This window comes from Nocardiopsis sp. NPDC055879 (assembly GCF_053615935.1).
In genome coordinates this window covers 214,307-238,767 of record NZ_JBSHCT010000011.1, presented here as the reverse complement: position 1 = coordinate 238,767, position 24,461 = coordinate 214,307, and the positions used below count along the sequence as shown (strand labels likewise).

Sequence of the window (24,461 nt, the reverse complement as noted above, 5' to 3'; positions counted from 1 at the left end):
GTCAGGGCGCCATCGCGCAGCCAGCAGTACCGGTAGTCCCAGTTGCGGACTCCGCCGATCTCCTCGGGTAGGGAGGTGGTGGCGGCGGCCATGACCCCGCCGGTGGGGGTGCACAGGCCGCGGAGGGTCAACGCCGATCGGGCCGCCAACGAACTCTCCGTACCGGGCAGGGTCAGGGTGTCCAGCCACCGGGACCAGTGGTGGGCCGCCCTCTCCTGGCGTTCGGGTTCGGTGCTCTCCTCGGCGGCGAGGGAGTCGGTGCCACAGCGCAGTTCCAGGACCACGGGCTGCTCGGAACGCGGGTGGACGGTGGCTCGGGCGACGTCGTCGGTGCCGTCGTGGTCCACGTGCCACTCCACACCGGGGGAGCGCAACACCATGGGGAAGTCGGCGCCCTGGACGCGCAGCCCCTCGGGCTCGATGGTGAGGCGGATCGGGGCGCGACCGAAGTCGGGGCGTGGCGCGAACTCGATGGTGGCGGGCGTGACACCGGCGATCACACGGATGAGGTCGGTGCGGCCGGGTTCGGTGTCCTGGGCGAGGTAGTCGGTGACCTCCAGCCGCGACCAGCGGGTGCGCACGGTCATGGTGCCGGGCAGGTAGCGCTGTCCCAGGGGGAGACCGCCGTGGGCGGGGGCGATCGCGAAGACGCCCGCCTGGCGCCCGCCCAACACCTCGGCGAACAGGGCGTTGGAATCGGGTTCGGGGTGGCAGAACCACAGCAGCCGCGCGTCCGGTCCGATCAGCGCCACGGAGGACTGGTTGGAGAGCATGGACATGCGCTCGATGGGAGTGGGCCGTTCGCCGAACACCCAGGAGCGACGCTCGTTGGCGAGCAGGGTCAGGAGCGTGGCGGCGGTGGGGGTGTCCGGGACGCTGTGCGAGGCGACGGTGGGTTCGGGGCCCACGCGGACACCCGCGTCGGCTCCGGTGTTCAGGTTCGTGAACACCGGCTCCTCACCCTCGCCGCCGCCGATGTAGAGGAGCGCGGTGGCGTCGACCTGTTCGCGGAGCACCTCCAGGGCGGCGGACTTGTCCGTGGGGGTGTCGACGGTGAGGTCGGTGTCGAACTCGGTGCCGTGGGCGCCGACGAGGCGGACCTCGGCGGGCAACCGGGACAGCACGGCGAGGTCGCGCAGGGGACGGGCGGAGACGACCGCGCACACGGTGCCCGGCAGGTCGGCCAGGTCGCGCAGGGCGCGGACGGCCTCCGGCAGGGGGCCGCGGTGGTCGGAGCCGACGGGGGCCAAGGCGCCGTCGTAGTCGCAGGCGACGAGAAGTCGCGAGGTGCGCGCCAACGCGGAGACGCGTTGGCGCGCGTCGAGAGGCATGGTCGCGAGAGTTGTGTCGGTCGCCCTCGTGGACGTCGCTTCGACCGCTTGGGTGAGCGTCACGTTGCCTCCTCCACATGGTCCACTACATGACCTGGGAAAATAGGTGAGATGTAGGACTCCGCGCACATGCGATCGGTTCACACGGGATCGGTGTGGAAAACGTAGACGCAAGGATGGTGGCGCGGGATGAGCCTCGGGGAACTTTGACCAGATATCAGGAACTTTTAACGCGCAGTGTGGCGAATCAGCTGATGTCGGTCGTTCCAGGAAAGAACGTCTCCCCCGGAGGTCAACGCGAGACTACCCGCGTCGTGGGACTCCTGCGACCGGAGTGCAAAGTGATGCAGATCACCCGAAAACGAGGACCGGAGAACCTCGGGAGGTTCCTCATCTTCGGCGCTCGAAAAAGGCCGGGTGGGACGGTGTGTCGCCCACCCGGCCGGGACTTCGCGGAAGTCAGCCTCGGAGATCGTTCTCCGGCTTGCGAAGGTGGTGGACCCAGGCGGGCGGGACGTTCGCGAAGACCTTCTCCGAACCGATCCCGTAGCGGTCGATCCAGTCCTGGACCACCCAGCTCGTCCGGGCCTGGCGCAGGTAGTCCTCGCGCTTGGCGATGACCGCCTTGACCTCCTTCGTGTACAGGTATCCGTAGAACGACAGCGTTCCGCCGGGGCGGAGCACCGTGAAGTAGTAGTCGAGGATGTCCTTCACCTGGTCCGCGGTGAAGTTGGCGAACGGCAACCCGGACACGATCACGTCGTAGGTCCGGTCGGTGCCCAGGTCGTTCACCAGGCAAGCGTGCACCGTGGCGGAGTCGGCGATCCGTGACATGTCCGGGTCGGTCGACAACAGCTCCTCGACGTGGGCGGCGAACTCGGGGTTCGCCTCGACGAGGTCGAGGGTGTCGCCGGGGCGCATGGCGGCCGCGATCCCACGGCTGATGGCGCCGGTGCCGGCGCCCGCCTCCAGGATGCTCAGGGTCCCGTCGGGGTCGGTGCGGTGGCGGATGTGTTCGGCCATCTCATAGGCGAGCGCACCACTGCTGGGCAGGATGGATCCGGTGGCGTGGAAGGTTCGCAGCGCCTGACTGAAGAACAGTCGGGTGTCGCGCAGTCGTTCCTCGATTCGGAGGGCGGAAAGGGGTCCGGCATGGCTGTGTGTCTCGGACATGCTTGAACGCTAACGCCTCGGCGGGTCGTGGGGGAATTCACGTGGGCGTTTGTCCGGGAAACACCGGGTGGGCATCGCCACTCGGAAAACGGGAACCGGTGGTGGGCCCGCGCCGTTCCACACCGCCCGCCCTACCCTGAGGGCATGAGCGCACCGGACAGCACATCCCCCGTCCCCGACCACCCTCGAACGGCGTTGGTCACCGGTGCCTCCAGTGGGATCGGCGAGGAGTTCGCCCGCAGGCTCGCCCAACGCGGCCACGCCCTCGTCCTGGTCGCACGTCGCGCGGAGCTTTTGGCGGAGGTCGCGTCCGACCTGCGGGAGAGCTACGGAACCCCCGTCGAGGTCCTCGTCGCCGATCTGGGCGTCCCCGAAGGCCTCGCCTCGGTCACCGAACGCCTCGCCGTGGACGGCACGGGGGGCCTCGATCCCATCGACCTGCTCGTCAACAACGCGGGGCGTGGGGACGGCGGCGTCTTCGCCGAGCAGGAACCCGCCGAGATCGACGCGATGCTCGACCTCAACGTTCGCGCCGTCCTCCAACTGACCCGAGCCGTGCTCCCCGTCCAGATCGCCCGGCGGGCCGCCGGCGAGACCCGGAGACTGGGCGTGGTGAACGTGGCGTCCATGGCCGGGGAGATCCCCGCCAACCCGGGTGGTTCGGTCTACGGGGCGGGCAAGAAGTTCGTCACGATGTGGAGCGAGAGCGTCGCCGCCGAGGTACGTAAGAAGGGTGTGCACGTCACCGTGGTGCTGCCGGGGTTCGTGCGCACCGACATGACCCGCGAGGTCCAGGCGCAGGGAATGCCCCAGTTCGCGTTCGTCCACAAGGAGCACATCGTCCGCGACGCGCTCACCGCGTGGTCGGCGGGGCGCCCCGCGGTCATCCCCGGGGCCCAGTACAAGACCGCCGACGGGCTCCTTCGCCTGCTGCCACGACCCCTCGTACGGGCCGTGGCGCGTCGTCTGGCCTGACCCGTGGCCCCGACCCGCGGACCGGGATCGGACGGTGGATCCGGGCGGGGCCCTTGCCGTGACCTGGCACACCCGCCGTTCTCACATGCCGAGACTCCTGGGCCCCGGTTGGGCACCGGTGGTCCGGAGCACCTACTCTGGTACAGCACTGTCGGTCGAGGAAAGAGACCATGAAGACCTTCGAAGAGCTGTTCGCCGAGCTGTCCGAGAAGGCACGCTCCCGCCCCGAGGGGTCCGGGACCGTCGCCCAACTCGACGCCGGCGTCCATGCCATCGGCAAGAAGGTCGTCGAGGAGGCAGCCGAGGTCTGGATGGCCGCCGAGTACGAATCGGACGAGCAGGCCGCGGAAGAGATCTCGCAGCTCCTCTACCACCTCCAGGTTCTGATGCTGGCCCGTGGCCTGCGGCTCGAGGACGTCTACAAGCATCTGTAGGTCGGCCCGCCCCACGCCCCTGCCGGGCGTGAGCGTTCGCCGGCCACCGGACGTCCCCGTACACGTAAGAGCGATCAAGGAACCACGACATGCCCGACATGCTCAGAATCGCCGTGCCCAACAAGGGCCAACTCTCCGAGCCCGCCGTCCAGATGCTCACCGAGGCCGGTTACCGGCAGCGCAAGAGCAGCCGTGACCTGGTGCTGGTCGATCCGGACAACAACACCGAGTTCTTCTTCCTGCGACCCAAGGACATCGCCGTCTACGTCGGCGAGGGCATCCTCCAGGCCGGGATCACCGGCCGCGACATGCTGCTGGACTCCGGCGCGCCCGTCGACGAGGTCCTTCCCCTCGGCTTCGGGGGGTCCACCTTCCGATTCGCGGCCCCCGGCGGCGCCGGAATGAGCATCGACGACCTCAACGGCAAGCGCATCGCCACGTCCTTCGACGAACTGCTCCGCTCCTACCTGGAGGAGCGGAACGTGTCGGCGCGGGTCATCCACCTCGACGGAGCCGTGGAGAGCTCGGTGCAGCTCGGCGTGGCCGACGCGGTGGCCGACGTGGTCTCCACCGGGACCACCCTGCGCAACGCCGGGATGGAGACCTTCGGTGACCCCATCCTGGTGTCCGAGGCCGTGGTCATCCGGCCCACGAACGCGCCCGACAACCCCCAGATCGACCTGTTGCTGCGGCGGCTGCGCGGTGTTCTGGTGGCTCGGGACTACGTGATGATGGACTACGACGTGCACGCCGAGAACCTGGAGGGCGCGGTCGCGCTCACCCCGGGCATGGAGGGGCCGACGGTCTCCCCACTGCACCGTGAGGGCTGGGTCGCGGTGCGTTCGATGGTGCCGCGCAAGGAGGCCCAGCGCATCATGGACGACCTGTGGCAGCTGGGGGCCCGAGCGATCCTGGTCACCGACATCTACGCCTGCCGCCTGTAGGGAAACGGCCCGTACGAACGCGCCCCGCTCCGATCCGCCGAAGACGCGGTTCGGGGCGGGGTTTCTCGTTTCCCTCCGCGGCTCCGGCATCCTGGGGGTGCCGTCGAAGAGAAACGAGGATCGTGGAAGATGTCCGCCCCCCTGCGCCCGGTCACCCTGGCCGCCGTCCCCCTCCTGTTCGTGGTCACCACCGGATGTCTTCCGCCCGGACTCGACCAGGATTTGGTACCCGACGAGGACCAGGACCTGCTCAACGTCCTGGTGTGTTCACAGACGTACCTGGACCCGTTGTGCGAGGGGCGTGAAAACGGGTTCGACGACGAGTGGGAGGAGATCGAGACCTTCCTGAACGAATCACCCGAGGTCGTTTCGTACCTCTTCGTCACTCAGGAGGACGCCTACCGGCAGTTCCTCGAAATATCGGAGGACCCGCCGGAGGGGCTGCGCCCGGATAGCTTCCCGCCCCGGTACGACGTGAGGGTCGAAGACGGTAACCGGCGTGGGGCGGTCGCTTCGGCGATGGCGGAGATGTGCGGGGTGGTGGAGGTCCACTACGTCGAGGCCGGAGAGGATGCGCGCACCGACTTCCCCGGGGCGGGATCGGGGTGCTGACCGTCGGCGGGACGTGACTGTAGGGCCGCCCAGATCAGCGGAACCTGGAGGGGCACACGGCCCCAGGCGATGAGCCGGTTGTCGGCCGGCCCGGGCAGGCGGCCCGAACCCGAGTCCAGGGCCATCCGTACGTTGGCGGGCCACACGGCCACCAACAGCGCGGCGGCGGCCGGGCCGGCCCACTTCCGCCGGGTCAGCAGGCCGACCCCGCAGGCCAGTTCGGCCGCCCCGCTGCCGTATACGAACGCGCGGTGGGCGGGCAGCCGCCGGGGCATGATCGCCTCGAACGGCTTCGGTGCGACGAAGTGCAGCATCCCGGAGGCGACGAACAGGCCTCCGAGCGCCCGCGGGGCCACTCTGCGCAGTACGCTCACGCGTTCGCTCATGAACTCTCTCCCTCTCGTGACGTGCCGGGATCCAACTTACTCGCCGGTAGGTTCGGGGCGGAAGGGAGACAGCCCTTCACGAGGGCAGGAAACGCTCCCAGAACACGTTCTCCTCGGAGACACCGCCCTCGACCGCGGCCTCCAGAACCGAGTCGATTAACGGCGGCGGCCCGCACACGTACAGGTCGGGGAGCACGCCCTCGGACTTCAGACCCGATCGCACGAGGTCGGCCGGGGTCCCGACCGACCCCCGCCACGTGTCGCTCGGGCGCCACACGCAGACGTCGAAATCGAAGCCCGGGAGGCCACCGAACGCGGAGATCGCCGGAGCCTCGGCGGACAGCTCACGCATCTCCGACAACCCGAAGACCTCCTCTTCCTCGTTGACCCCGAGGATCAACCGGACCGGATACGGCTCCTGCCACTCGACCATGTGCCGGGCCATCGACAGCATCGGCGCGAGACCGGTCCCGCCGGCGACGAGCCAGCGTGGCCGCAGCCCCGTCTCGTTCAGTCCGAAGGCGCCCAGGGGGCCGCGAACGATGAGCTTCGATCCGGTTCGGGCCTCGTGCCGGAGGTGACCGGAGAACGCGCCATCGGGCCGCAACCGGACGAAGAACTCCATCAGTCCCTCCCAGTTTCCGGTGTTGGCCAGTGAGTACGCCCGCTTGGCGTCCTCCCGGTCCGGCGGCTGGAGTTCCACGAACCGGCCGGGTTCGAACTGGCAGTCGAGCCCCTCTTCGGAGTCGGTGTCGACCCGCACTTCGAGGCGGACGGTGTCCTTGGCCACCTCCTCCAACGTGGTGATCGTGGCCTCCCACACCGGGATCTCACCGCGCAGCACACGCGAACCGTCATAGGGCAGGTCCGCCGAGACCGGTCCCCGGGGGAAGGTGCGGCACAGCAGCACACCCCTGTGCTCGTCCCGGTCCTCCTCCGGCAGCGCCTGAGGACTGTGGGAGCCCAACTCGTACTCGCCGTCCGTCACGTTGGCGTGGCAGGACCCGCAGGTGCCCCGCTTACACGAGGCGGGCAGAGTGGCGCCCGCCGCCGCTGCGGCCTCCAACACGTTCTGCTCGGGTGGGCAGCAGAACTCCAGGTCCTCTCCATCGGAGGTGGACAGTGTGATCGGGTGGCACCCGCCACCGCCGCACCCGCAGGGCTCGGAATCGGCCGCCGACGAGTCCGGGACCGTTTCGGTCATGCCCCCACCTCGCGCAGCGCCGCGGCCACGTCGGCCACCGGGTCGTCGATCGTCCGCAGCCCGAACCGGTCGATGAACTCGTCGGCCAGGTCGGGTGTGAGGTAGGCGGGGAGCGTGGGGCCGAGGTTGATGCCGCGGAAGCCGAGTGCCAGCAGCGTGAGCAGGACCGCCACCGCCTTCTGCTCGGTCCAGGACAGCACCAGAGTCAGGGGCAGGTCGTTGATCCCGCACTCGAACGCGTCGGCCAGCGCCATGGCGATCTTGATCGCGGAGTAGGCGTCGTTGCACTGCCCCGCGTCCAACAGCCGGGGGATCCCCTCGATGTCACCGAAATCGTGTCGGTTGAAGCGGTACTTGGCGCAGCCCAGGGTGAGGATGATCGAGTCGTCCGGCGCCCCGAGCGCGAACTCCGTGTAGTAGCTGCGCCCCGGCGTGGGCCCGTCGCATCCGCTGATCAAGAAGAAGTGCCGGATGGCGCCCCGCTTGACGGCGTCGGTCACCTGGTTGGAGATGGCGAGCACCGCGTCGCGCCCGAAGCCCACCATGATGGACTTCTCCTCCGGATCGGTCTCCTCGTATCCGGGAAGCGCCTTCGCCGCCCGGATCACCTGGCGGAAGTCACCGTTGGCGACGTGCCGTACCCCGGGCCACCCGACGGGGCCCGTGGTGAAGATCCGGCGCCGGTAGGAGGCGTGTGGTTCGATGATGCAGTTCGACGTCATCAGGATCGCGCCGGGGAACCGGGCGAACTCCTCCTGCTGGTTCTGCCAAGCGCCACCGTAGTTGCCGACCAGGTGGGGATAGGCCTTGAGTAGCGGGTAGCCGTGTGCGGGGAGCATCTCGCCGTGGGTGTAGACCTTGACCCCGGCGTCCTTGGTCTGTTCCAGCAGATCGGCCAGATCCCGCATGTCGTGCCCGCTGACTAGGAGCGCCTTGCCCTCGACCGGTGTCGTCCGCACGGCCGTGGGCTGTTGGGCGCCGAAGGTGCCGGTGTTGGCCCCGTCGAGCAACTCCATGACGGTGAAGTTCAGGTGCCCCAGGTCGAGGGCCCTTTCGAGCAGTTCCTCGATGTCGGTCGGGTCGGTGGCCAGGTAGTCCAACGCCGATTCGACCCCGCCGAAGACCTCCGCGCTGTGGCCCCCCAACACGTGAGCGTGGTGGGCGTAGGCGCAGATCCCCTTGAGCGTGTAGAGGTGCAGCGAACGCATCCCGATGACGTCCGGGCCGACGGCGTCGAGACCGGCGTCGACGCGGACGTCGGCCGACTGGCGCAGCAGCCCCTCCATGTCCGGCGCCGGCCGCCAACGGGCGGGGCCGGCCGGCTCCTCGGGGATGATTCCTCGGGCTCGCGCGGCCTCCTCGTACGCGGCCTTCGCCCGGTCCCGGACCGCCGCGGCCTCCTGTAGGAGGGTGACGAACCGAGTCTGGCTGAAGTTCACGTTGGTGAGCGTGTTGAAGACCGAGAAGAGGATGAAGCCCGCGGCCTCGTCGTCGGGCGCGGACAACGCCCGCGCTCTGGTCGCGTACTGGGCGATGCCCTTGACCGCGTGGACCAGGAGGTCCTGTAGGTCCGAGGTGGGGGCGTCCTTGCCGCAGTTGCCGACGGGTCCTCCGCAGCCGATGACGGCGCCGGTCCTGTCGGTCTGCTCGCACTGGAAGCAGAACATGCGTGGTCCTTTCACGGACTCGTCGTCTCCGTGGGCTCCGGATGTGGTCGGAGCCGCGGGGCGAACGTAGACCCGTGCCGGGACCCGTTTCCTTGACCCCGGTCAATCGGCGACCGAGTGTGACTCGGATCCCACGGTCGGCCCTCACCGCTCCAGAAGGGCGGCCAGCCGGGGAACGTCGTGCAGGACGATGCGGTTTCCCGCCACCTCGATCAGACCGGCGGCGGACAGGTCGTGCAGTACCCGGGAGAACGTCTCCGGAGCGATGTTGAGCCGGGAGGCGAGCACCTGCTTGCGGGTGGGAAGGAGAACCACGCTCCCGCCCGCGCCGTCGCTCTCGGCCTCCCGCAACAGCAGCCCCACGACCCGCTGTGTGCCCGACATCAAGGAGTAGGACTTCACGTCCTGGAGCAGCTGGTGGAGGCGCCCCGCCATGTTCGCCAGGATCCGGCGGGCGAACGCCGGGTCCCGGTCGAGCAGACCGAACACCGCCGTTCCGGTCACGACCAGCAACTCCGTGGCGGTCAGTGCGGTCGCGGTGGCAGGGGCGTCGTGTCCCTCGAAGAGGATGGCTGCCCCGAAGCTCTCACCCTCCCGGATGATCTCGACCACCTTGCGGGCTCCGTCGGCGGTCGACACGGTCAGTTGCATCTGCCCGCGCAGGACCATGAAGAATCCGCGGACCGGGCTCCCCTGGTGGAAGGCGGCCTCGTCCTGGTCCAGCGATAGGAACCGACAGCCCCTGGAGAGGGCGTCGAGTTGTCCCGGGGCGAGCCCTTGGAAGAGCGGTGTTCGGGACAGCACGTCCGACACCGACGTGGTGGTGGGCATGTGGGGTTCTCCTGCTCGGGGCGGGCCGGAACCGGGAGCCGGGCCCGCCCCCGGTTCCTCGGGTGACCGTGCGCTCCCAGTCTCCTGCGGCCATCGGGTCCCCACCCGCCGACGAACGGCCCTCTTCGTTCGCCGAAGGACGTATCTCCCCATCCACCGGGCCCTTGCCGCTCGGGGCGGGCACAATGGGGCCATGAACCAGCGAACGGGATACCTCGCACCTGAGGAGGAATCGGTCACCCTGGCCCGCGTGACCGGGGAGACCGGCGGCGATCTGGTGCTGCGCCGCGTGGGCGCGCACTACGAGATCTACTCCAACGGTCTTTTCCTCATGGACACCCGGGACGGCACCTCGGAGCGGGAGATGGTCCGCGAGAGCCTGGAGGCCCTACCGAAGGGGCGTTCGCACGCACGTGTGCTGATCGGTGGGCTGGGCGTGGGTTTCTCCGCCAGGGAGGCCCTGGACCATCCGCAGGTGTCTCGTGTGGACGTCGTGGAACTGGAGCCCCAGGTGATCGCCTGGCACGACGACGAGCTCGGTGAGGCCGCCGACTTCGTCCACCACGACCCTCGCTGCCGGGTGCACAACGAGGACATCGTCGCCTGGCTGACCAAGGCCGCGGCGAAGCCGAAACCCGCCCGCTACGACGTCATCTGTCTGGACACCGACAACGGACCCGACTGGACCGTGGTGGAGAACAACAACCGCCTGTACGAGGCGGCCGGCCTGGAACAGCTCATCCGGTTGCTGGCTCCCGGAGGGGTGCTCTCGTTCTGGAGCGCCAACGCCGTCGAGAGCTTCGAGAAGCTGCTCCACACCCGCTTCGAGGTGGTGGAGGTCGTGGAGGTCACTGTCGCCCGGGGCGTCCCCGACACCGTCTACCTCGCCTCGAAACCGTGGGTGGAGCAGCCCTCCTAGTGCCGCGACGGCTCGGATCAGCCCCTGTTCCGGGACATGTAGCGGGCGAACTCCTCCAGGGAGATGCGCTGGTCACCGTCGGAGTCCATCGCCCGGACCACCCCGGCGGCCTGCTCCTCGGTGGTCTCCTCACCCAGGTTGCGCATCAGGGAGGCCAGCTCCTGCGCGGAGATGAGGCCGTCGCCGTCGACGTCCACAAGGGCGAACGTGGCGGCGTACTCGGTGGTCTCGGGCATCGGGGGTCACACTCCGGATCGTCTCGGGATGAGGGCTCGGGCAAGGTTACCGCCGCCCGACAGGGCCGGGAAAGCCCGCGGGGCCGTGCTCCGAAAGGAACACGGCCCCGCGACAGGGGATGGCTCAGGCGTTGTTGGTGGAGGCCCTGGAACCGACCCACCGGGCGATCACGGTGAAGAGCAGCACCAGCACGAACAGGCACAGCGCGGCGCCCCAGGCGCGGTCGATACCGGCCTCGAAGGGCTGGGCGGCGCCCTTGAAGAGCTGGAGGGGAACGGCGCCCTGCGGGTCGCCTTGGAAGCCGGTGACGATGAGTCCGGTACCGAAGGCGGTCAGCATCAGCGGAGCGGTCTCACCGATGCCTCGGGCGATCGCCAGCATCGAACCCGTGGTCAGACCCGGCGCCGCGGTCGGCAGCACCGTGTGCACGATCGTCTGCCACTTGCGCGCGCCCAGACCGTAGCTGGCGTTGCGCATCTCGTTCGGGACCAGCCGCAGCATCTCCTCGGCGGACCTGGTCACGATGGGCAGCATCATCACGGCGATGGCCACGGCGCCCACGAAGGTACCGAAGCCCATGCCGCCCCAACCGATCACCAGCAGGCCGTACACGAACAGACCCACGAAGATCGACGGGATACCGGTCATCACGTCGGTGAAGAAACGGATCGCCGAGGTCATCCGGTTGGGCCCGTACTCGACGATGTACACGGCGGTGGCGATGCCGAACGGGATCGACATCAGGATGGCCAGCGACATGATGTACAGGGTTCCGAAGAACCCGGCCGCGTAGCCGCCGCCATCGCGTCGGGGCGGGGGCTCGGTCTGGGTGAAGAAGTCCAGGTTGACCACGCCGATACCGCGACGGGTCACCTCGAAGATGATCAGCACCAGGGGGATCATGGCGAGGATCATCGCGCCGGTCAGGAGCACGGTGGCGCTGCGGTCCTTGAACCGGCGGAACCCGGAACCAGGGGGGCGTTGGCTCAGCGGAACGTGCTTGCGCGGGGGAGTCGAGGTCATGGTGCTCATACGGCGGCGTCTCCCGTCATGCGCCCCAGGCGCCAGACGATGACGCGGGCGAGGATGTTGACGATCATCGTGACCAGGAACAGGGCGACACCGATGGCCATCAGTGCGGTCCTGGCCTCGGGGCCCGCCTCGCCGAAGGTCGCGGCGATGTGCGAGGCCATGCTGCTACCGGTGCTGAACAGGCTCGACCCCCAGGACTGGGAGCCACCGATGAGCATCAGGACCGCGATGGTCTCACCCAACGCACGGCCCAGACCCAGCATGGCGGCGGCCACGATCCCGGAGAAGCTGGCCGGTAGCACCACCTTGCGCAGAACCTCCCATCGGGTGGAACCCAGGGCGTAGGCGGCCATGCGCTGGTCGATCGGGTGTACCACGATGACCTCGCGGATGATGGCGGTCATGATCGGCAGGATCATGATCGCCAGAACGATCCCGGCGGGCAGATAACCGACACCGCGGATCGGGCCCTCGAAGAGGAAGAACCACCCGAACGTGTTCCCGAGGAACTCGAAGAACGGGCGGAGCACGTTCGGCAGGAACCAGTGCAGGCCCCACAGACCGAAGATGACGCTGGGCACCGCGGCCAGCAGCTCCACCGTGTAGGAGAGCGGCTTGGCGAGACGGCGCGGTGCCAGGTGCGTGATGTAGAAGGCGACCATGATCGCCAGCGGCAGTGCGATGACGATGGCGATGGTCGCGGTGACCAGGGTGCCGTAGATGAACGGCCAGGCACCGTAGGTACCGGTGATCTCGGTCCGGGAGCTACCGGAGGTCCAGTCCTCGCCGGTGAGGAAGCCGAAGAAGCCTTCCTTGGCGAAGACGGGCCAGGCTTCGGTGGTGGTGCGGATCACCATCAGGGCCAGGATGACCAGCACGATCGTTCCGCAGGCCGCGACGACCCACTTGAAGATCGGGTCGGCCATGCGCCCCTTGCCTGAGCGGAGGGAACTGCGCCGGGGTTCCTCCGGGGCCGGGGCCTCGGGGGCCTGAGTGGACATTGTGCTTCTCCTTGATGGCTTTCGTGGGAGTCGGAGAGCGGTTCACCCCTGTTCTGCGTGCCCCGGGGTGTGAGGGGGGCGGGGCCGGAACCTGAGTTCCGGCCCCCAAGAAGCGAGAGAGGCGGTGGGGCCGGGACCCAGCGGTCCCGGCCCCGGAGGGGTTACTCCTCCTCGGAGCCCTCTTCGGCCTCGGCGTCTTCCTCGGTGCCGGCCTCGGCGTCGTCACCGTCGGTGGCGTCGTCCTCGGCGCCCTCCTCGGTGTCGCCCTCGCCGCCGCCGTTCTCGGAGTTGGTCTTCTCCAGCTCGGCGATGACGCGGTCGGTCAGCTCGTCACCGAGCGGCGCGTAGCCCAGCTCACCGGCGACGTCCTGAGCACCCTCGTCGGTCAGGGCCCAGGTCCAGAAGTCGATGATGGCGTCGGCGGTGGCGTCCTCGTAGCCGCAGGTGTAGGTGAAGATCCAGTTGGTACCGGCGATCGGGTAGCCCTCGCCACCGATGTTGTCGATCGAGAACTGGAAGTTCTCCGGAACCTCGGCCTCCTCGGAGGCCGCGATGGTGGCCTCAAGGGTCGGCTCGATCGGGTTGCCATCCTCGTTGACGATGGTGGCGACGGACAGGCCCGCCTCCTGGGCGAAGGACTGGTTCAGGTAGCCCATGCCGCCCGGGTTCTGGCTGATGCCCTGGGCCACGCCGTCGTTCTGCTGGCCGCCGACCAGGCCGGACGCCCAGTCGAGCTCCTTGCCCTCGCCGTATTCGTCGGCCCACGACTCGACCTCGGTGGAGAGGTAGTGCGTGAACACCGCGGTGGTGCCGGAGCTGTCGGAGCGGTGGACCGGAACGATCTCGTCGCTGGGCAGGTCCAGGTCCGGGTTGAGCTCGGCGATCGCCGGGTCGTCGAACGTGGTGATCTCGGTGGAGTAGATGTCGGCGATGGTCTGCGCGTCCAGGACCAGACCGTCCAGGTCCGGGTTGTCGAAGGCGATGACCACGGAGCCGAACACGACCGGGAACTGGACCGCTTCGCAGCCGCGAGTCTCGGCGGCCACGGCCAGGTCTTCGTCACCGAGGTACTCCTCGGAGGAACCGAAGTCGACGGTCTCCTCCAGGAACTGCTCGATGCCCGCGCCGGAGCCGACGCTCTGGTAGTTGATGTCCACGCCCGGCTGGACGTCGTTGCCGTAGGTGTAGATCCAGTCCTGGAAGAGAGGGTCGGGGAAGCTGGCCCCGGCACCGGTCAGCGAAGCGCTGAGCTCGGCGTCTGTACTGGCGGCACTGCCGCTGTCCTCGTCACCGTTGCTGCACGCCGCCGCGAGCAGGGGGATGGCCGCCAGAACGGCGAGCTTGGAACGCCCGTTGCGCATGTCGTAGTTCTCCTCGTTGAATCACCGCTGTCGGGGCTGACGTAAAACGACACTAGGCGGGCAGAAAGACCCCGGGTCATCGGAAGAGAAGACGTTCGATAGAAGAAGAGTGAATGCCGGATGAACGAAAGTCACTTTTAGATAACGGGAGTCGTGTGGGTCGGTTTCCGTTATCTCGCGTGTTCGGCGAGTGACGTGCCGTTCACCCGCTTGAACTGGGAAAATAAGAAAGTGGTGTGGAGGGATGGGATTGTTCATCCCTGGTTCCGATGACGTGTCGACTCCCGCTGTGTCACCTGAACGTGTGTCGGAGAAGGCCGTTTGGAAACACGGTAGAACGGCCTCTCCGATCGCGCCGGAAGGCCTTTTCCTTGGAGTGCGGAAGATTCTTTCTCCGGCCTATCCACCGTTTCCCGTGTCGAGCCGATAACCGATCCCGCGCACCGTGTGGATGAAACGGGGTCTGGCCTCGGAGTCACCGAGCTTGTGCCGCAGGCGCCGGATGTGCACGGCGATCGTGTTGTTCACCGGGGGCAGGGGCTTGTGCCACACCTCGGTCCACAGTTCCTCGCGACTGACCACGCGACCGCTGTTGCGCAACAGGAAGTCCATGATCCCGAACTCCCGCAGGGCCAGGTTGACCGGCTGCCCGTCCACGAACAGTCGGTGGCCCAGCGCGTCCAGCTCAAGGTCACCCGAGCGAAGCGCCGAGTGGGAAGTGGTGGAGTTGTCCAGCAGGCCTTCGGTCCCCGGCAGTGAACCGCGCAGCAGCGCCGAAAGTTCCGGGATCCGGTAAGGCCGGCTCACGCACGCCGTCGCACCCGCGGCCAGGGCCCGGACCGCCCGTTGTGAGTCACCCGGACCCACCCCGATGAGGATGGGGATGTCCGTGGCCCGCCGGGTCACCCGAACCAGGGTCTCAAGATCGACCTCCGACGGATCGGAGCTGGTCAGCAGGGTGTCCGGGCGCAACAACCCCACTCTCAGCAGGGCCTCCGCACCGTCCACGCACACCGTGATGTCCACGTCGTGCCCGCTCAGCGACAGCACCAGCTGATGCGACTGCTCGGACTCGGGCTCCACCAACAGAACGCGCAGTGGACCCTCGGCCCGATCCGTGCGGACCTCGTCGTCCGGCGCACCCGAAGGAGGCGGAACCGGTGAGGAGGAGGCGAGCGCGGTCATGGGCGGGGTCCACTTCGTCGAGGGGGCGGTCGGGTGGCGCGCGTCGGCTCTACCCGAAGCGGCCCGAGATGTAGTCCTCGGTGCGCTGGTCGGCCGGCTTGCTGAAGATCGTCGCGGTCTCGTCGAACTCCACGAGGCTGCCGAAACGGTCGCCGACGTCGTCCACACCCGCGGTGAAGAACGCGGTGCGGTCCGAGACACGGGCCGCCTGCTGCATGTTGTGCGTGACGATCACGATCGTGTACTCGGCCGCCAGCTCGTACATCAGGTCCTCGATCTTGAGCGTGGCGATCGGGTCCAGGGCGGAGCAGGGCTCGTCCATGAGGATGACCTCGGGGTTCACCGCGATGGTGCGGGCGATGCACAGACGCTGCTGCTGACCACCGGACAGCGCGAAGGCGCTCTCCTTGAGCTTGTCCTTGACCTCGTCCCACAGGGCGGCCTTGGTGAGGGTCTCCTCGACCAGGTCGTCCATGTTGCCGCGCATCCCGTTGATCCGGGGACCGTAGGCGACGTTGTCGTAGATCGACTTGGGGAACGGGTTGGGCTTCTGGAAGACCATGCCGATACGACGGCGGACCTCGATCGGGTCCACGTCGGAGGCGTACAGGTCCTCGCCGTGGTAGGTCACCTTGCCCTCGACCCGGGCGCCCGGGATGAGGTCGTTCATGCGGTTCAGGGTCCGCAGAACGGTGCTCTTGCCGCAGCCGGACGGACCGATCATCGCGGTGATCTGGCGCGGACCCACCTGCAGGTTCACGTCGCGCACGGCCTTGTTGGACCCGTAGTGGATCGACAGGTCGGCGATGTCGAAGACGGGGTCGCCCAGGTCGGGAACCTCACGGTTGTACCGGACGGTGTCGGGGGCGACTCCGCGGCCGGACTCGGTTCCGCGAGGGGACGCGGTGTTGCTGACAGACATGTGGCCACTTCCGGTTCGGACGGGGCTTGCGCGGTGTTGTCACTCGGGGAGGACACCCGCGGCGCGCGGTCGATACCCATCGAAACGGGTGAGCATGAAGCCAAGGTGAACGAACCTCGTGGCCAAGATGAACGTGGAAGGTGAAGTGAGAAGCCCCCGGTGACCTTCCGGTGTCCTGCTCGTTGAGCGGGGTAGGGCGCCGAGGGCCGGACGACGGTCAGATGGACAGGACCAGGTCGGGCCTGGCGGCCTGAACCGCTCGCAACACCTCGACGTACCGCCCGCGCGGGGCCCTGATGGTGACCCGGGTGAGCGGTTCGTGGACACTCGTGGGCGGCTCGTTGATCGCTCGGTTGTCGAACGAGCACCAGTTGGGCGCCACGGTGACCCCATCGGGATGTCCCTCTGGGTCCTGGGGCGGGTGCATGTCGGGAAGTGTGTCAGGTGGAACGGCCGTGGTCAGGGGCAGGCCACACCCGACCAACGCCCGGCGGCGCTTCGAACACCCACGATCACATGCGGTGATGGTGTCGGTGACCGGTCCCGGACAGACGACGGCCGCCCCCGCCGTCCCAGGGGACGGTTGCGAGGGCGGCCGAACCCGCTGCCGGGGAAGGACCTACTGCCGGGACTCGCCCTGCTCGGCGATCTTGCCCTTGACCTCGTCCATGTCGAGCTCCCGGGCCTGGGTGATCAGGCTCTCCAGCGCCTCGGAGGGAAGCGCGCCCGGCTCGTTGTAGATGACCGTCTGGTCGCGGACGATCATCAGGGTCGGGATGGACTGGATCTTGAACTCGAACGCCAGCTCGCGCTGCGCCTCGGTGTCGACCTTGGCGTGCACGATGTCGCCGTGCTTGTCCGAGGATTCCTCGAAGACCGGGGCGAACTGTCGGCAGGGGCCGCACCAGTCCGCCCAGAAGTCGATGAGAACGAAGCTGTTGTCCTTCAGCGTCTCGGCGAAGTTGTCTTTGGTGAGTTCGACGGTGGACACGTGGTCTCCTGCTCTTCGTTCGTCTTGTTGGTGTCGACCGGTGGCCAACTGCCATCCTCCTGGGTGCTACAGCGGTCGTGCCCGCTTGTTTGTTCCACATGCGTGCGGGAGGTCGCCGAACACCGGATGGCCTGTCGATTTCCGACTCAACACGTGTTTCATATCGGTTTGGGAGGCAAGCCCCCCTGGGGTTAGTGTCGCCGTGCGGGACACGGGTTCATTGTGGTGACCGTGATCTCGGACCGTGGGCCGAACGCGCGAAACCGGGGGGACCGATGGGTACGGGAGAACCCGAGGGTGACGAGGCCGTCGACTACCGGTTCACCCTGGCCAACGAGCGCACCTTCCTGGCCTGGATCCGTACCGCGTTGGCCCTGCTGGCCGGGGCCGTCGCCGTACTGCACCTGCTTCCGCTGGGCTGGGCCGAGGCACCGCGCACCGCGGTCGGGCTGCTCTTGGCCCTGATCGCCGGTGTGGTGACGGTGTACGCGCCGGTGCGCTGGTTCCGTGTCCAGCGCATCATGCGCCGTGGTGACACCCTGCCGATGAGCGCCCTGCCCCTCGTGACCACGTTCGTCGTGGGGCTGGTGTGTCTGGTGGTTCTCCTGGGGAACCTGCTGTGATCCGGCGGGATCCAGGGCTGCAACCGGAGCGCACCCTGCTGTCCTGGCAGCGAACGCTCATCCTGGTGGTCCTCGTGGGACTGCTGTACCTGCGTGGACCGTTCGTTCCCGGGGCCGGCGTGGTCCCCGAGGTTCCGGCGCCGCTCAGGATCGGCGTCATGGCCTTGTCCCTGTTGATGTGCGGCGGTCTCGGACTCCACCTGTGGCTGAGGTGGCGAAGGACCGAACACGGTGTGCGGGAGGAGGGTGGCTCCGGGCCACCGCTGAGCGTGGCCCGCCCTTGGGCCCTGATCCTGTTGAGCGCCGGTGTGTTCGCGCTGACCGTGGCCGTGACGGCGACGGTGATCGTGCCCTGAACCGATGTGCGCCCGCCGGGTCACCGGGCCTCGCGTCGGTGCGGACCGGGGCCGGTCGATGCCCTGTCACGGGCGGAGACGTCTCATGCCCTGTAACGGGCGGTTCGGTCGCGCTCTCGCGTACCGAAGGATGGTGGGGGCTCGCGTGGAATCCCGGGCCGGGACCGTTCCCTGCTCGGGTGTGGGCGGCGACCGATGGTGAGGCGGGGACCCGGCCTCGTGCCCGCTCGTGGCTGTGCGCGGGTCGGGTGGAAGAACGAACGCGGGCGGCGGGGCACCCGACGAACTCCCGTTACTCGGAACTACGCGGGCTGCGGAAGGGCCTCGGTCGAACGACGGTGCTGCACGATGGAGTCGATGATCGTGTTCAGGTCCCTGGTCGGCTCGTAGCCGATCAGCCGCGCGGCCAGCGAGGTGTCCGGGTAGCGGCGCTGCATGTCCTCGTACCCCTCACCGTAGGCCTGCTCGTAGTCCATGTAGGTGATCTCGCTGTGGGAACCGGTCAGTTCCACGACCCGGTCGGCAAGGCCCTTGATCGACACCTCTTCGTGCCCACCGAGGTTGACCGCCTGGTTGTAGGCCTCCGGGGTCTCCAAGAGCCGGGACAGGGCCGGCACCACGTCGAAGACCGAACCGAAGCAGCGGCGCTGTGTACCCGTGCCGTACACCGTGATCGGCGCGTCGTCCAGGGCCTGGTCGACGAACCGTGGGACGACCATGCCGTACTGCCCGGTCTGCCGAGGCCCCACCACGTTGAAGAAACGCGTGATGACGCATGGGACCCCGGACTCCTTGCCGTGGACGTGCGCCACCAGTTCGTCCAGGCCCTTGGCGGCGGCGTAGGACCAGCGGCTCTTGATGGGCGAGCCGTAGATCCGGTCGTCGTTCTCGGTGAGCCCGTTGGCGTCGTTCTTGCCGTAGACCTCACTGGTCGAGGCGACCATGTAGGGGACCCGGTGCCGGACCGCGGCCTCCACGACGGTCTCCGTCCCGTGCAGGTTGGTGCGCAGGGACTGGAGCGGTTTGTCGACGATGTTGTAGACCCCCACCGCGGCGGCGAGGTGGAACACGGTGTCCGCCTCCGCGACGAGTGCGTCCACCAACTCCCGGTCCAAGATGTCGCCCTGGACGAAACGAAACGCCGGTGAGTTCCGCAACCGGGACACGTTGGACAGTGATCCGGTCGAAAGGTCGTCGAGCACGATGACCTCGTGTCCCTGGGCGACCAGGTGATCGCTCAGGTGCGAGCCGATGAACCCGGCTCCGCCGGTGATGACAGCCTTCATGGTTTCCCCTCCACTGCGGGCGTTGATCGGTTTCTCTTCTTCGCGGGGGACTGGGTGCGCTGGGGACGGGTGGGGGAGTTCTGGTGCCTCACGGGGTGCTCAGGCCAGGTGCCGGAGCACGTGGTAGCCCTCGCCGAGGGCCACCCCGGCCTGCATACCCCTGAGGACGGCGAGGCTGCGCAGGGTGAGTTCGGAACGGGTGTGCGGGTGCTCGTGGCTCTGCGAGCCGTACAGCTCCATGCCCTGGAGCTTGATCAGCAGGTCCTCCTCCTCCAGTTCGACGATGAGGTTGGGCGACTCCACCGGTTCGGTCCGCCACTGGTCGGCCGCCTCCTCATAGGCCATCACCAGGCCGGGGTGGTGGCGCAGCCGGTTGTTGGAGGGGCGCAGGGCGGTGTGGACGGCCTCGGCGGTCGCCTGGTGGTCCTGGTTGTAGCTGGTGCGGTGCGGGATGAGCACCACGGTGGGTCGCAGGCGCGCGATCGATAGCGGGCTCTCCTGCTCGACGAGCCGGGCCAGTTCCACGCGAGGGATGCCGTCGAGCCGCAGGTGGTTCGAGTCGCCCGGCAGGGCCATGTGCCAGTCGTCCCAGTGGAAGTGCTCGGAGGCCCTCTTGATCTCGGTGTGGCGTTCCTGGGCCGTGGAGAAGCCCTTCGGGGACTGGTCCGCGGTGTCGCCGACCGTTATGAACTGGACGTAGACCTCCGCGCCCGCGCGTTTGGCCTTGCTCATCAGGCCGCCGCAACCGAGGGTCTCGTCGTCAGGGTGGGGGGAGTAGACCAGGAGACGCTCCTGTGACCAGTCCATCGTCATGTCGGTTTCCCGTCCTTTGCCGAATGTGGGGGCGATCGGTGGTTACCCGGGCGGTTCACGACCTCGTGCCGCGGTCCGGGAGGGCGGTGACCCGATGTGCCGACCAGTGGGTCAGTCGCGGGTTCTTGCCTGTCGGAGTACACGCAACGATTCCGGTCCGGCGTTGAGTAGGAGATCGATCGCGGCCAGGCGGGGGACGAACGGTTCGGTGCCCTTGCGAGTGCGTTGCGGGTACTCCGGGTGTCGGAAGTCCTGCCACTCGATGTCCACCCCGTAGCGGTCCGTGATCTCGGGGTCCATGTAACCCTTGGACCCTTCTCCGGCGAGCAGCGTGCTCGCGCCGGCCTTCGCGCAGATCTGTGCGAGCAGCTCGCTCTTGGACCCGGGAAAGTCCCCGAGGTCCCCCGCGCGCAGAATCGGTGTGTCGATACCGAACCCGCGCATCAGCATGAGTGTGGTCGCGATGGACAGATCTGCGAGATTCTCCCACTCGGTCTCGTACAGGTGAGCGATTTCGTCTTTGTAATCGTCCCAGTACGGGGCCTTGCGGTAACAGTGTTCAGCCAGTGCCCTGTAGTGCTTCATCCTCCATTTCTGGGTGTTGTCGATCTTCTTGTCCCGAATGAGTTCGGCCCTGCTCGCCTGCCCTACCGGGATGGTCAGCAGGACCGGCTCACCGGATCCCGCTACGTAGTTTCGGTTCTGCCATCCACGGCGTTCGAACTGGACCGTGTCGAGCATGATGAACCGGTCGGATCGATCGATCTTGTCGATGAGCCCCAACCAGGGCCAATAGTGCGGCTGGTGGATCGCCACCGTCGCTCGACCGGGGTCGTCGCCGGTGAGCGGGGTGTGCCGCCGGGTGCCGCTGTGGTCGGGGCGGGCAGGATCTGGCGATGGGGAACGTGAGTCGCCGATCACGCCGGGCATTCTCCTTCTCTCGTCGGGTCACGGGGAGGCGAATCCTTTCCGACTACTAAGACGTATCGGATATTCCAGTGACGTTGACTGTCATCGCTTCGCCTCAAATATCCTCTAATGGTTACCACCTCGCACAAGCCCGTGTATACGATTTGCGTGGCCTACATAGGACGCGAAGCCGGGTGAACCTATCGGTCGCGCAGGGCGTCAACCTAACACCGACTTTGCGAGTTAATGTCGGTCCGAAACCGATAACTGTCGGAGGAGTCCTAGGGCTGTGCGTATCGCGCGTTTCATCGGTGGCCTACTGACCGGGCTGATCGCCCTGGCGCTGGCCATCGCTCTCTTCGTCTTCTGGTTCGACTTCGCCACGGGCATGGCCGCCGCATCCGGGCTGGGGGCCCTGGGTTACGTGTTCCTGTGGATGGCCTTCGGGCTCAACCTCCTGCTATGGACCGTGATGGGCCTGCTCCGGCTGGCCGAGGACGGTGCCAGGGCGGCTCTGCGCCGTGATCCGGAGCGCAAGAGGAACCGTGCGTCGGCCCGCGGCCGTGAACGCGAGAAGGTGCTCGTCGGAGCCGGCGGTGGTGACACCGGTGGCACGAGCGACACCGGCGAAACCCTCGTGGCCACAAGTGGCAACGACGAGGGGGCCGAGGGGGACCTGATCCGGACACCACCGGGGGGCGATTCCGTCGCGACCGATCCGGACGACATCACCATCGCCGTCATCATCCCGGCGCACAACGAGGAGCCGGTGATCGACACGGCCATCTCCTCGGCGCTGGGTCTGTTCAACCGCTGGGACATCTACGTGGTCTCGGACTCCTCCAAGGACTCCACCGCCGAGATCGCCGCGAAGACCGGTGTGAACGTCCTCGAACTCCTCACCAACCGGGGCAAGGCGGGTGCCATCGAGGCGGTCATCGAGGAGTTCGCGCTGACCGAGAACTACGACGGCGTGCTGATCCTGGACGCCGACACCGAACTCCACCCGGGGTACGTCGAAGGCGCCAAGCGACAGCTGGCCGACCCCGACGTCGCCGCCGTGGCGGGTTTCGTGGTCTCGGAGTGGAAGCCGCGAGAGCGCGGCATCATCGGACGGATCATCTCGGCCTACCGGGACCGCCTGTACTTCATGCTCCAGTACTTCATGCGTTTCGGGCAGACCTGGAAGCGCCTCAACGTCTCCTTCATCGTGCCGGGCTTCGCCAGCGTCTACCGCAGCCGCGCGCTCAAACAGATCACCGTGAACCCGCCGGGGCTGGTGATCGAGGACTTCAACATGACCTTCGAGGTGCACCACAAGCGCCTCGGTCGGGTCTCGATGAACACCGACACCAAGGCCTTCAGTCAGGACCCGTTCACCTTTCGCGACTACCGCAAGCAGGTGGGTCGCTGGACACTCGGTTTCTGGCAGACGCTGCGCAGGCACAAGATGTGGCCCAGCCTCTTCTGTCTGTGCCTGGCGCTGTACGTGTTCGAGGTCGTCCTGGTCTCGTTGCTCTTCCTCGTCACGGTGGCCATCGCGGCGTTCGTGCTGCTCGGCACGTTCGCCGGCGACATGCTCACCGGGCTCCCGTTCTTCACCGACTCGTTCACCGCGGTGACGGCCTTCCTGCCACTTGCGGCGCTGGCCATCGGTCTGCTGGTGCCCGACTACATGCTCACCTGCGTGATGACCATGATCCGGCGCAGGCCCTCGTACCTGTTCTACGGGCTGTTCTTCTTCCCGATCAGGGTCGTGGACTCCTACATCTCGCTGCGGATGATCCCGAAGGCCTGGACCGCCAAGTCCGACGGTCGCTGGAGCAGCCCCGTCCGTGTCTCCAACAAGGACAAGTAAGGACAAGTGAGGCCCGACGGCGAGAATGTGAGATCGAACGGCCACGGCCACCCCGAGCGCGGCGGGTCGCCGGCACCACTTAGCCTCGATGGAGGGGATCCGCCCCTATGCGGGGCCAGTCGTTGAAGTGGGTGTGTTGGCAGTGGACAAGAGGCGTGTGTCGTTCGGGCTGTACCGCGTGTTGGCCTATGTGACGGGTGTCTTCCTCATCGGGTTGACCTTCGTCGCCATGCCCGCCAAGTACCTGGTCGGCGAGACCTCGATGTTCGCCCTCGCGCCCGCGCCGGAGGGCCTGGAACACTGGTTCGGTCCCGAGTCCCCGCTGATGCTCTTCATCGCGATGCCGCACGGCTACATCTACATGCTCTACGTGCTGGTGGTCCTGTGGGTGTCGCTCGACCGTCGCTGGGGCGCCGGCCGCACCCTGGGCGTGGTGCTCGCGGGCACCATCCCGATCCTCGGTTTCGTGGTCGAGCACCGCGTCGTGAAGTCGGAGCGGGCCAAGGAGGAGCGGGCCGCGTCCGCGCGTGGCGGGAGTCAGGAACCCGCGCCCACCTCTTGATCCGTCCGCGCCTTCCCGTCCTCTGAGGCCCCGCCCGATTCCCGGGTGCGGGCCTCCTTCAGGTCACGGCGCATCAGGAGGAACCAGAAGACCAGCGCGGACACCCCGAACATCGCCCACTGGACGGTGTAGCTGAGGCTGCGCCAGTTGATGGTGAACCCGGTCGGTGGTTCCGGCGGCGGCATGGCGGTGAGCCCGTCGACCGCGGGTTCCCGGTCGGGGAGGGTGAGGTAGGCCGCGTACAGCCGCTGGTCCCACGCCGAGACCAGAACCGACGGGGCGATCCGCTCCACCGTGCCCTCCTCGGGCGCGCCCATGGGGACGAACCCGTCCGAGGTGTCCTGTGGGGGCTGGAGCCATCCGGAGACGGTCACGTCGCCCTCGGGCGCCGCCGGAACCGTGTCGGGGTCCTCGGTCCAACCTCGGTTCACCGGCATCGCGACGCCCTCCTCGGTGACGAGGGGGATCACCACGGCGTAACCCTCGGCACCGTCCAGGTACTGGGGCACCAGGACCTGGGAGTCGGCGTCGAAGTGCCCGCTCGCCTCGACCGCGGTGTTCGCGGTGAGGTCGGGGTGCAGGTATTCGCCGGGTTCGCCGAGTTCGTCGACCGTGATGGCGTCCGCGAGGTCCTCCACCGGGTTGGTGATGACGTCGCGGTCCGGCTCGAAGGCGCGTGTGCCCTGCCAATAGGTACCGGCCACGCATGCGATGGCCACGAGTACGGCCGCCAGGTGGATACCGAGCCAACGTGGGCTGAGGAGAGGTGAACTCACTCGTCCAGGCTATGCGCGGGTCCGGGGAGGCGGCTCATGACCCCTGGTTGACGATGGCCACAGCCGCTTGGGC

27 protein-coding genes are annotated in these 24,461 nt (G+C 67.7%); 9 read left to right on the top strand and 18 right to left on the bottom strand.

Going from position 1 to position 24,461, the window contains the following annotated elements:
- Both ACWGKS_RS15665 and ACWGKS_RS15660 read right to left on the bottom strand, forming a co-directional pair.
- The coding region (locus ACWGKS_RS15665) for a trehalase-like domain-containing protein (protein WP_358514536.1) at positions 1–1,394 on the bottom strand (1,394 nt) is incomplete at its 3' end.
- 396 nt (positions 1,395–1,790) lie between these two features.
- The gene (locus tag ACWGKS_RS15660) at positions 1,791–2,504 is read right to left on the bottom strand and encodes a class I SAM-dependent methyltransferase (protein ID WP_358514534.1); all 714 of its coding nucleotides are present in this window, start codon (positions 2,502–2,504) and stop codon (positions 1,791–1,793) included.
- Positions 2,505–2,648: 144 nt separating this feature from the next.
- Between ACWGKS_RS15660 and ACWGKS_RS15655 the strand changes: the two genes are divergently transcribed.
- The 4 genes from ACWGKS_RS15655 (at position 2,649) to ACWGKS_RS15640 (ending at position 5,469) form a co-directional block, all read left to right on the top strand.
- On the top strand, positions 2,649–3,479 hold the full coding sequence (locus ACWGKS_RS15655; RefSeq protein ID WP_358514532.1) for an SDR family NAD(P)-dependent oxidoreductase: 831 nt from the start codon (positions 2,649–2,651) through the stop codon (positions 3,477–3,479).
- A gap of 170 nt (positions 3,480–3,649) precedes the next feature.
- Positions 3,650–3,913 (top strand): phosphoribosyl-ATP diphosphatase, encoded by a 264-nt coding sequence (locus ACWGKS_RS15650; protein WP_014913038.1) that lies wholly within the window; start codon positions 3,650–3,652, stop codon positions 3,911–3,913.
- 89 nt (positions 3,914–4,002) lie between these two features.
- Positions 4,003–4,857, top strand: a complete 855-nt coding sequence (hisG, locus tag ACWGKS_RS15645; RefSeq protein WP_358514530.1) for an ATP phosphoribosyltransferase — start codon at positions 4,003–4,005, stop codon at positions 4,855–4,857.
- A gap of 129 nt (positions 4,858–4,986) precedes the next feature.
- Entirely contained in the window at positions 4,987–5,469 is a 483-nt protein-coding gene (locus ACWGKS_RS15640; protein ID WP_452522947.1) for a permease-like cell division protein FtsX, read from the top strand.
- Here ACWGKS_RS15640 and ACWGKS_RS15635 read toward each other — a convergent pair.
- The 4 genes from ACWGKS_RS15635 to ACWGKS_RS15620 all read right to left on the bottom strand — a co-directional run bounded on the left by ACWGKS_RS15635 (position 5,409) and on the right by ACWGKS_RS15620 (position 9,557).
- Entirely contained in the window at positions 5,409–5,855 is a 447-nt protein-coding gene (locus ACWGKS_RS15635) for a DoxX family protein (RefSeq protein ID WP_358514526.1), read from the bottom strand. The genes ACWGKS_RS15640 and ACWGKS_RS15635 overlap by 61 nt on opposite strands.
- Positions 5,856–5,931: 76 nt before the next feature.
- Positions 5,932–7,059, bottom strand: a complete 1,128-nt coding sequence (locus ACWGKS_RS15630; protein ID WP_358514524.1) for a 2Fe-2S iron-sulfur cluster binding domain-containing protein — start codon at positions 7,057–7,059, stop codon at positions 5,932–5,934.
- Positions 7,056–8,726 carry a hydroxylamine reductase gene (gene hcp / locus ACWGKS_RS15625; protein WP_358514522.1) on the bottom strand — a complete coding sequence of 557 codons (1,671 nt, stop codon included), beginning with the start codon at positions 8,724–8,726 and terminating at the stop codon, positions 7,056–7,058. The genes ACWGKS_RS15630 and hcp overlap by 4 nt, the downstream gene beginning before the upstream one ends.
- A gap of 144 nt (positions 8,727–8,870) precedes the next feature.
- Positions 8,871–9,557, bottom strand: coding sequence for a Crp/Fnr family transcriptional regulator (locus ACWGKS_RS15620; protein WP_452522944.1), 687 nt, complete (start codon positions 9,555–9,557; stop codon positions 8,871–8,873).
- Between the two features lie 193 nt (positions 9,558–9,750).
- On the opposite strand from ACWGKS_RS15620, the gene ACWGKS_RS15615 reads away from it, so the two are divergent.
- Positions 9,751–10,476, top strand: a complete 726-nt coding sequence (locus tag ACWGKS_RS15615; protein WP_452522942.1) for a spermine/spermidine synthase domain-containing protein — start codon at positions 9,751–9,753, stop codon at positions 10,474–10,476.
- 17 nt (positions 10,477–10,493) lie between these two features.
- Here ACWGKS_RS15615 and ACWGKS_RS15610 read toward each other — a convergent pair whose 3' ends face one another.
- The 8 genes from ACWGKS_RS15610 to trxA all read right to left on the bottom strand — a co-directional run bounded on the left by ACWGKS_RS15610 (position 10,494) and on the right by trxA (position 17,205).
- Positions 10,494–10,712, bottom strand: coding sequence for an EF-hand domain-containing protein (locus ACWGKS_RS15610; RefSeq protein ID WP_358514516.1), 219 nt, complete (start codon positions 10,710–10,712; stop codon positions 10,494–10,496).
- 124 nt (positions 10,713–10,836) lie between these two features.
- Positions 10,837–11,745 (bottom strand): phosphate ABC transporter permease PstA, encoded by a 909-nt coding sequence (gene pstA / locus ACWGKS_RS15605; protein WP_358514514.1) that lies wholly within the window; start codon positions 11,743–11,745, stop codon positions 10,837–10,839.
- Positions 11,742–12,746, bottom strand: a complete 1,005-nt coding sequence (gene pstC, locus ACWGKS_RS15600; RefSeq protein WP_087097526.1) for a phosphate ABC transporter permease subunit PstC — start codon at positions 12,744–12,746, stop codon at positions 11,742–11,744. Before pstC ends, pstA begins: the two co-directional genes overlap by 4 nt.
- Before the next feature lie 161 nt (positions 12,747–12,907).
- The gene (pstS, locus tag ACWGKS_RS15595; RefSeq protein ID WP_358514512.1) at positions 12,908–14,107 is read right to left on the bottom strand and encodes a phosphate ABC transporter substrate-binding protein PstS; all 1,200 of its coding nucleotides are present in this window, start codon (positions 14,105–14,107) and stop codon (positions 12,908–12,910) included.
- A gap of 399 nt (positions 14,108–14,506) precedes the next feature.
- Positions 14,507–15,292 (bottom strand): response regulator transcription factor, encoded by a 786-nt coding sequence (locus tag ACWGKS_RS15590; protein ID WP_358514510.1) that lies wholly within the window; start codon positions 15,290–15,292, stop codon positions 14,507–14,509.
- A gap of 49 nt (positions 15,293–15,341) precedes the next feature.
- Positions 15,342–16,214, bottom strand: coding sequence for a phosphate ABC transporter ATP-binding protein PstB (gene pstB / locus ACWGKS_RS15585; protein ID WP_358514508.1), 873 nt, complete (start codon positions 16,212–16,214; stop codon positions 15,342–15,344).
- 217 nt (positions 16,215–16,431) lie between these two features.
- Positions 16,432–16,641: a hypothetical protein gene (locus ACWGKS_RS15580; RefSeq protein ID WP_358514506.1), complete on the bottom strand. Its 210-nt coding sequence runs from the start codon at positions 16,639–16,641 to the stop codon at positions 16,432–16,434.
- Between the two features lie 192 nt (positions 16,642–16,833).
- Positions 16,834–17,205, bottom strand: a complete 372-nt coding sequence (gene trxA, locus ACWGKS_RS15575) for a thioredoxin (RefSeq protein WP_067602168.1) — start codon at positions 17,203–17,205, stop codon at positions 16,834–16,836.
- Positions 17,206–17,480: 275 nt separating this feature from the next.
- On the opposite strand from trxA, the gene ACWGKS_RS15570 reads away from it, so the two are divergent.
- Positions 17,481–17,828, top strand: coding sequence for a YidH family protein (locus ACWGKS_RS15570; RefSeq protein ID WP_358514504.1), 348 nt, complete (start codon positions 17,481–17,483; stop codon positions 17,826–17,828).
- Entirely contained in the window at positions 17,825–18,184 is a 360-nt protein-coding gene (locus ACWGKS_RS15565; RefSeq protein ID WP_358514502.1) for a DUF202 domain-containing protein, read from the top strand. Before ACWGKS_RS15570 ends, ACWGKS_RS15565 begins: the two co-directional genes overlap by 4 nt.
- Before the next feature lie 302 nt (positions 18,185–18,486).
- On the opposite strand, the gene ACWGKS_RS15560 is transcribed toward ACWGKS_RS15565, so the two are convergent.
- The 3 genes from ACWGKS_RS15560 to ACWGKS_RS15550 form a co-directional block, all read right to left on the bottom strand.
- The gene (locus tag ACWGKS_RS15560) at positions 18,487–19,470 is read right to left on the bottom strand and encodes an NAD-dependent epimerase/dehydratase family protein (protein ID WP_452455372.1); all 984 of its coding nucleotides are present in this window, start codon (positions 19,468–19,470) and stop codon (positions 18,487–18,489) included.
- A 99-nt stretch (positions 19,471–19,569) separates the two neighbouring features.
- The gene (locus tag ACWGKS_RS15555) at positions 19,570–20,283 is read right to left on the bottom strand and encodes a PIG-L deacetylase family protein (protein ID WP_358514498.1); all 714 of its coding nucleotides are present in this window, start codon (positions 20,281–20,283) and stop codon (positions 19,570–19,572) included.
- A gap of 111 nt (positions 20,284–20,394) precedes the next feature.
- Positions 20,395–21,213 (bottom strand): WbqC family protein, encoded by an 819-nt coding sequence (locus tag ACWGKS_RS15550; protein WP_358514496.1) that lies wholly within the window; start codon positions 21,211–21,213, stop codon positions 20,395–20,397.
- 268 nt (positions 21,214–21,481) lie between these two features.
- Here ACWGKS_RS15550 and ACWGKS_RS15545 point away from each other — a divergent pair, with 268 nt between their 5' ends.
- Positions 21,482–23,050 carry a glycosyltransferase family 2 protein gene (locus tag ACWGKS_RS15545; protein ID WP_358514494.1) on the top strand — a complete coding sequence of 523 codons (1,569 nt, stop codon included), beginning with the start codon at positions 21,482–21,484 and terminating at the stop codon, positions 23,048–23,050.
- 142 nt (positions 23,051–23,192) lie between these two features.
- Positions 23,193–23,612, top strand: a complete 420-nt coding sequence (locus tag ACWGKS_RS15540; RefSeq protein WP_358514492.1) for a DUF3817 domain-containing protein — start codon at positions 23,193–23,195, stop codon at positions 23,610–23,612.
- Here ACWGKS_RS15540 and ACWGKS_RS15535 read toward each other — a convergent pair.
- On the bottom strand, positions 23,588–24,388 hold the full coding sequence (locus ACWGKS_RS15535) for an SURF1 family protein (protein WP_358514490.1): 801 nt from the start codon (positions 24,386–24,388) through the stop codon (positions 23,588–23,590). The two genes, ACWGKS_RS15540 and ACWGKS_RS15535, sit on opposite strands and share 25 nt — an antisense overlap.
- Positions 24,389–24,461: the final 73 nt, after the last annotated feature.

Bases quoted from the DNA above. Each gene is read 5' to 3' on its own strand.
- ACWGKS_RS15660 (WP_358514534.1), bottom strand. From the start codon at position 2,504: ATGTCCGAGACACACAGCCATGCCGGACCCCTTTCCGCCCTCCGAATC.
- ACWGKS_RS15655 (WP_358514532.1), top strand. From the start codon at position 2,649: ATGAGCGCACCGGACAGCACATCCCCCGTCCCCGACCACCCTCGAACG.
- ACWGKS_RS15650 (WP_014913038.1), top strand. From the start codon at position 3,650: ATGAAGACCTTCGAAGAGCTGTTCGCCGAGCTGTCCGAGAAGGCACGC.
- hisG (WP_358514530.1), top strand. From the start codon at position 4,003: ATGCCCGACATGCTCAGAATCGCCGTGCCCAACAAGGGCCAACTCTCC.
- ACWGKS_RS15640 (WP_452522947.1), top strand. From the start codon at position 4,987: ATGTCCGCCCCCCTGCGCCCGGTCACCCTGGCCGCCGTCCCCCTCCTG.
- ACWGKS_RS15635 (WP_358514526.1), bottom strand. From the start codon at position 5,855: ATGAGCGAACGCGTGAGCGTACTGCGCAGAGTGGCCCCGCGGGCGCTC.
- ACWGKS_RS15630 (WP_358514524.1), bottom strand. From the start codon at position 7,059: ATGACCGAAACGGTCCCGGACTCGTCGGCGGCCGATTCCGAGCCCTGC.
- hcp (WP_358514522.1), bottom strand. From the start codon at position 8,726: ATGTTCTGCTTCCAGTGCGAGCAGACCGACAGGACCGGCGCCGTCATC.
- ACWGKS_RS15620 (WP_452522944.1), bottom strand. From the start codon at position 9,557: ATGCCCACCACCACGTCGGTGTCGGACGTGCTGTCCCGAACACCGCTC.
- ACWGKS_RS15615 (WP_452522942.1), top strand. From the start codon at position 9,751: ATGAACCAGCGAACGGGATACCTCGCACCTGAGGAGGAATCGGTCACC.
- ACWGKS_RS15610 (WP_358514516.1), bottom strand. From the start codon at position 10,712: ATGCCCGAGACCACCGAGTACGCCGCCACGTTCGCCCTTGTGGACGTC.
- pstA (WP_358514514.1), bottom strand. From the start codon at position 11,745: ATGAGCACCATGACCTCGACTCCCCCGCGCAAGCACGTTCCGCTGAGC.
- pstC (WP_087097526.1), bottom strand. From the start codon at position 12,746: ATGTCCACTCAGGCCCCCGAGGCCCCGGCCCCGGAGGAACCCCGGCGC.
- pstS (WP_358514512.1), bottom strand. From the start codon at position 14,107: ATGCGCAACGGGCGTTCCAAGCTCGCCGTTCTGGCGGCCATCCCCCTG.
- ACWGKS_RS15590 (WP_358514510.1), bottom strand. From the start codon at position 15,292: ATGACCGCGCTCGCCTCCTCCTCACCGGTTCCGCCTCCTTCGGGTGCG.
- pstB (WP_358514508.1), bottom strand. From the start codon at position 16,214: ATGTCTGTCAGCAACACCGCGTCCCCTCGCGGAACCGAGTCCGGCCGC.
- ACWGKS_RS15580 (WP_358514506.1), bottom strand. From the start codon at position 16,641: ATGCACCCGCCCCAGGACCCAGAGGGACATCCCGATGGGGTCACCGTG.
- ACWGKS_RS15570 (WP_358514504.1), top strand. From the start codon at position 17,481: ATGGGTACGGGAGAACCCGAGGGTGACGAGGCCGTCGACTACCGGTTC.
- ACWGKS_RS15560 (WP_452455372.1), bottom strand. From the start codon at position 19,470: ATGAAGGCTGTCATCACCGGCGGAGCCGGGTTCATCGGCTCGCACCTG.
- ACWGKS_RS15555 (WP_358514498.1), bottom strand. From the start codon at position 20,283: ATGACGATGGACTGGTCACAGGAGCGTCTCCTGGTCTACTCCCCCCAC.
- ACWGKS_RS15550 (WP_358514496.1), bottom strand. From the start codon at position 21,213: ATGCCCGGCGTGATCGGCGACTCACGTTCCCCATCGCCAGATCCTGCC.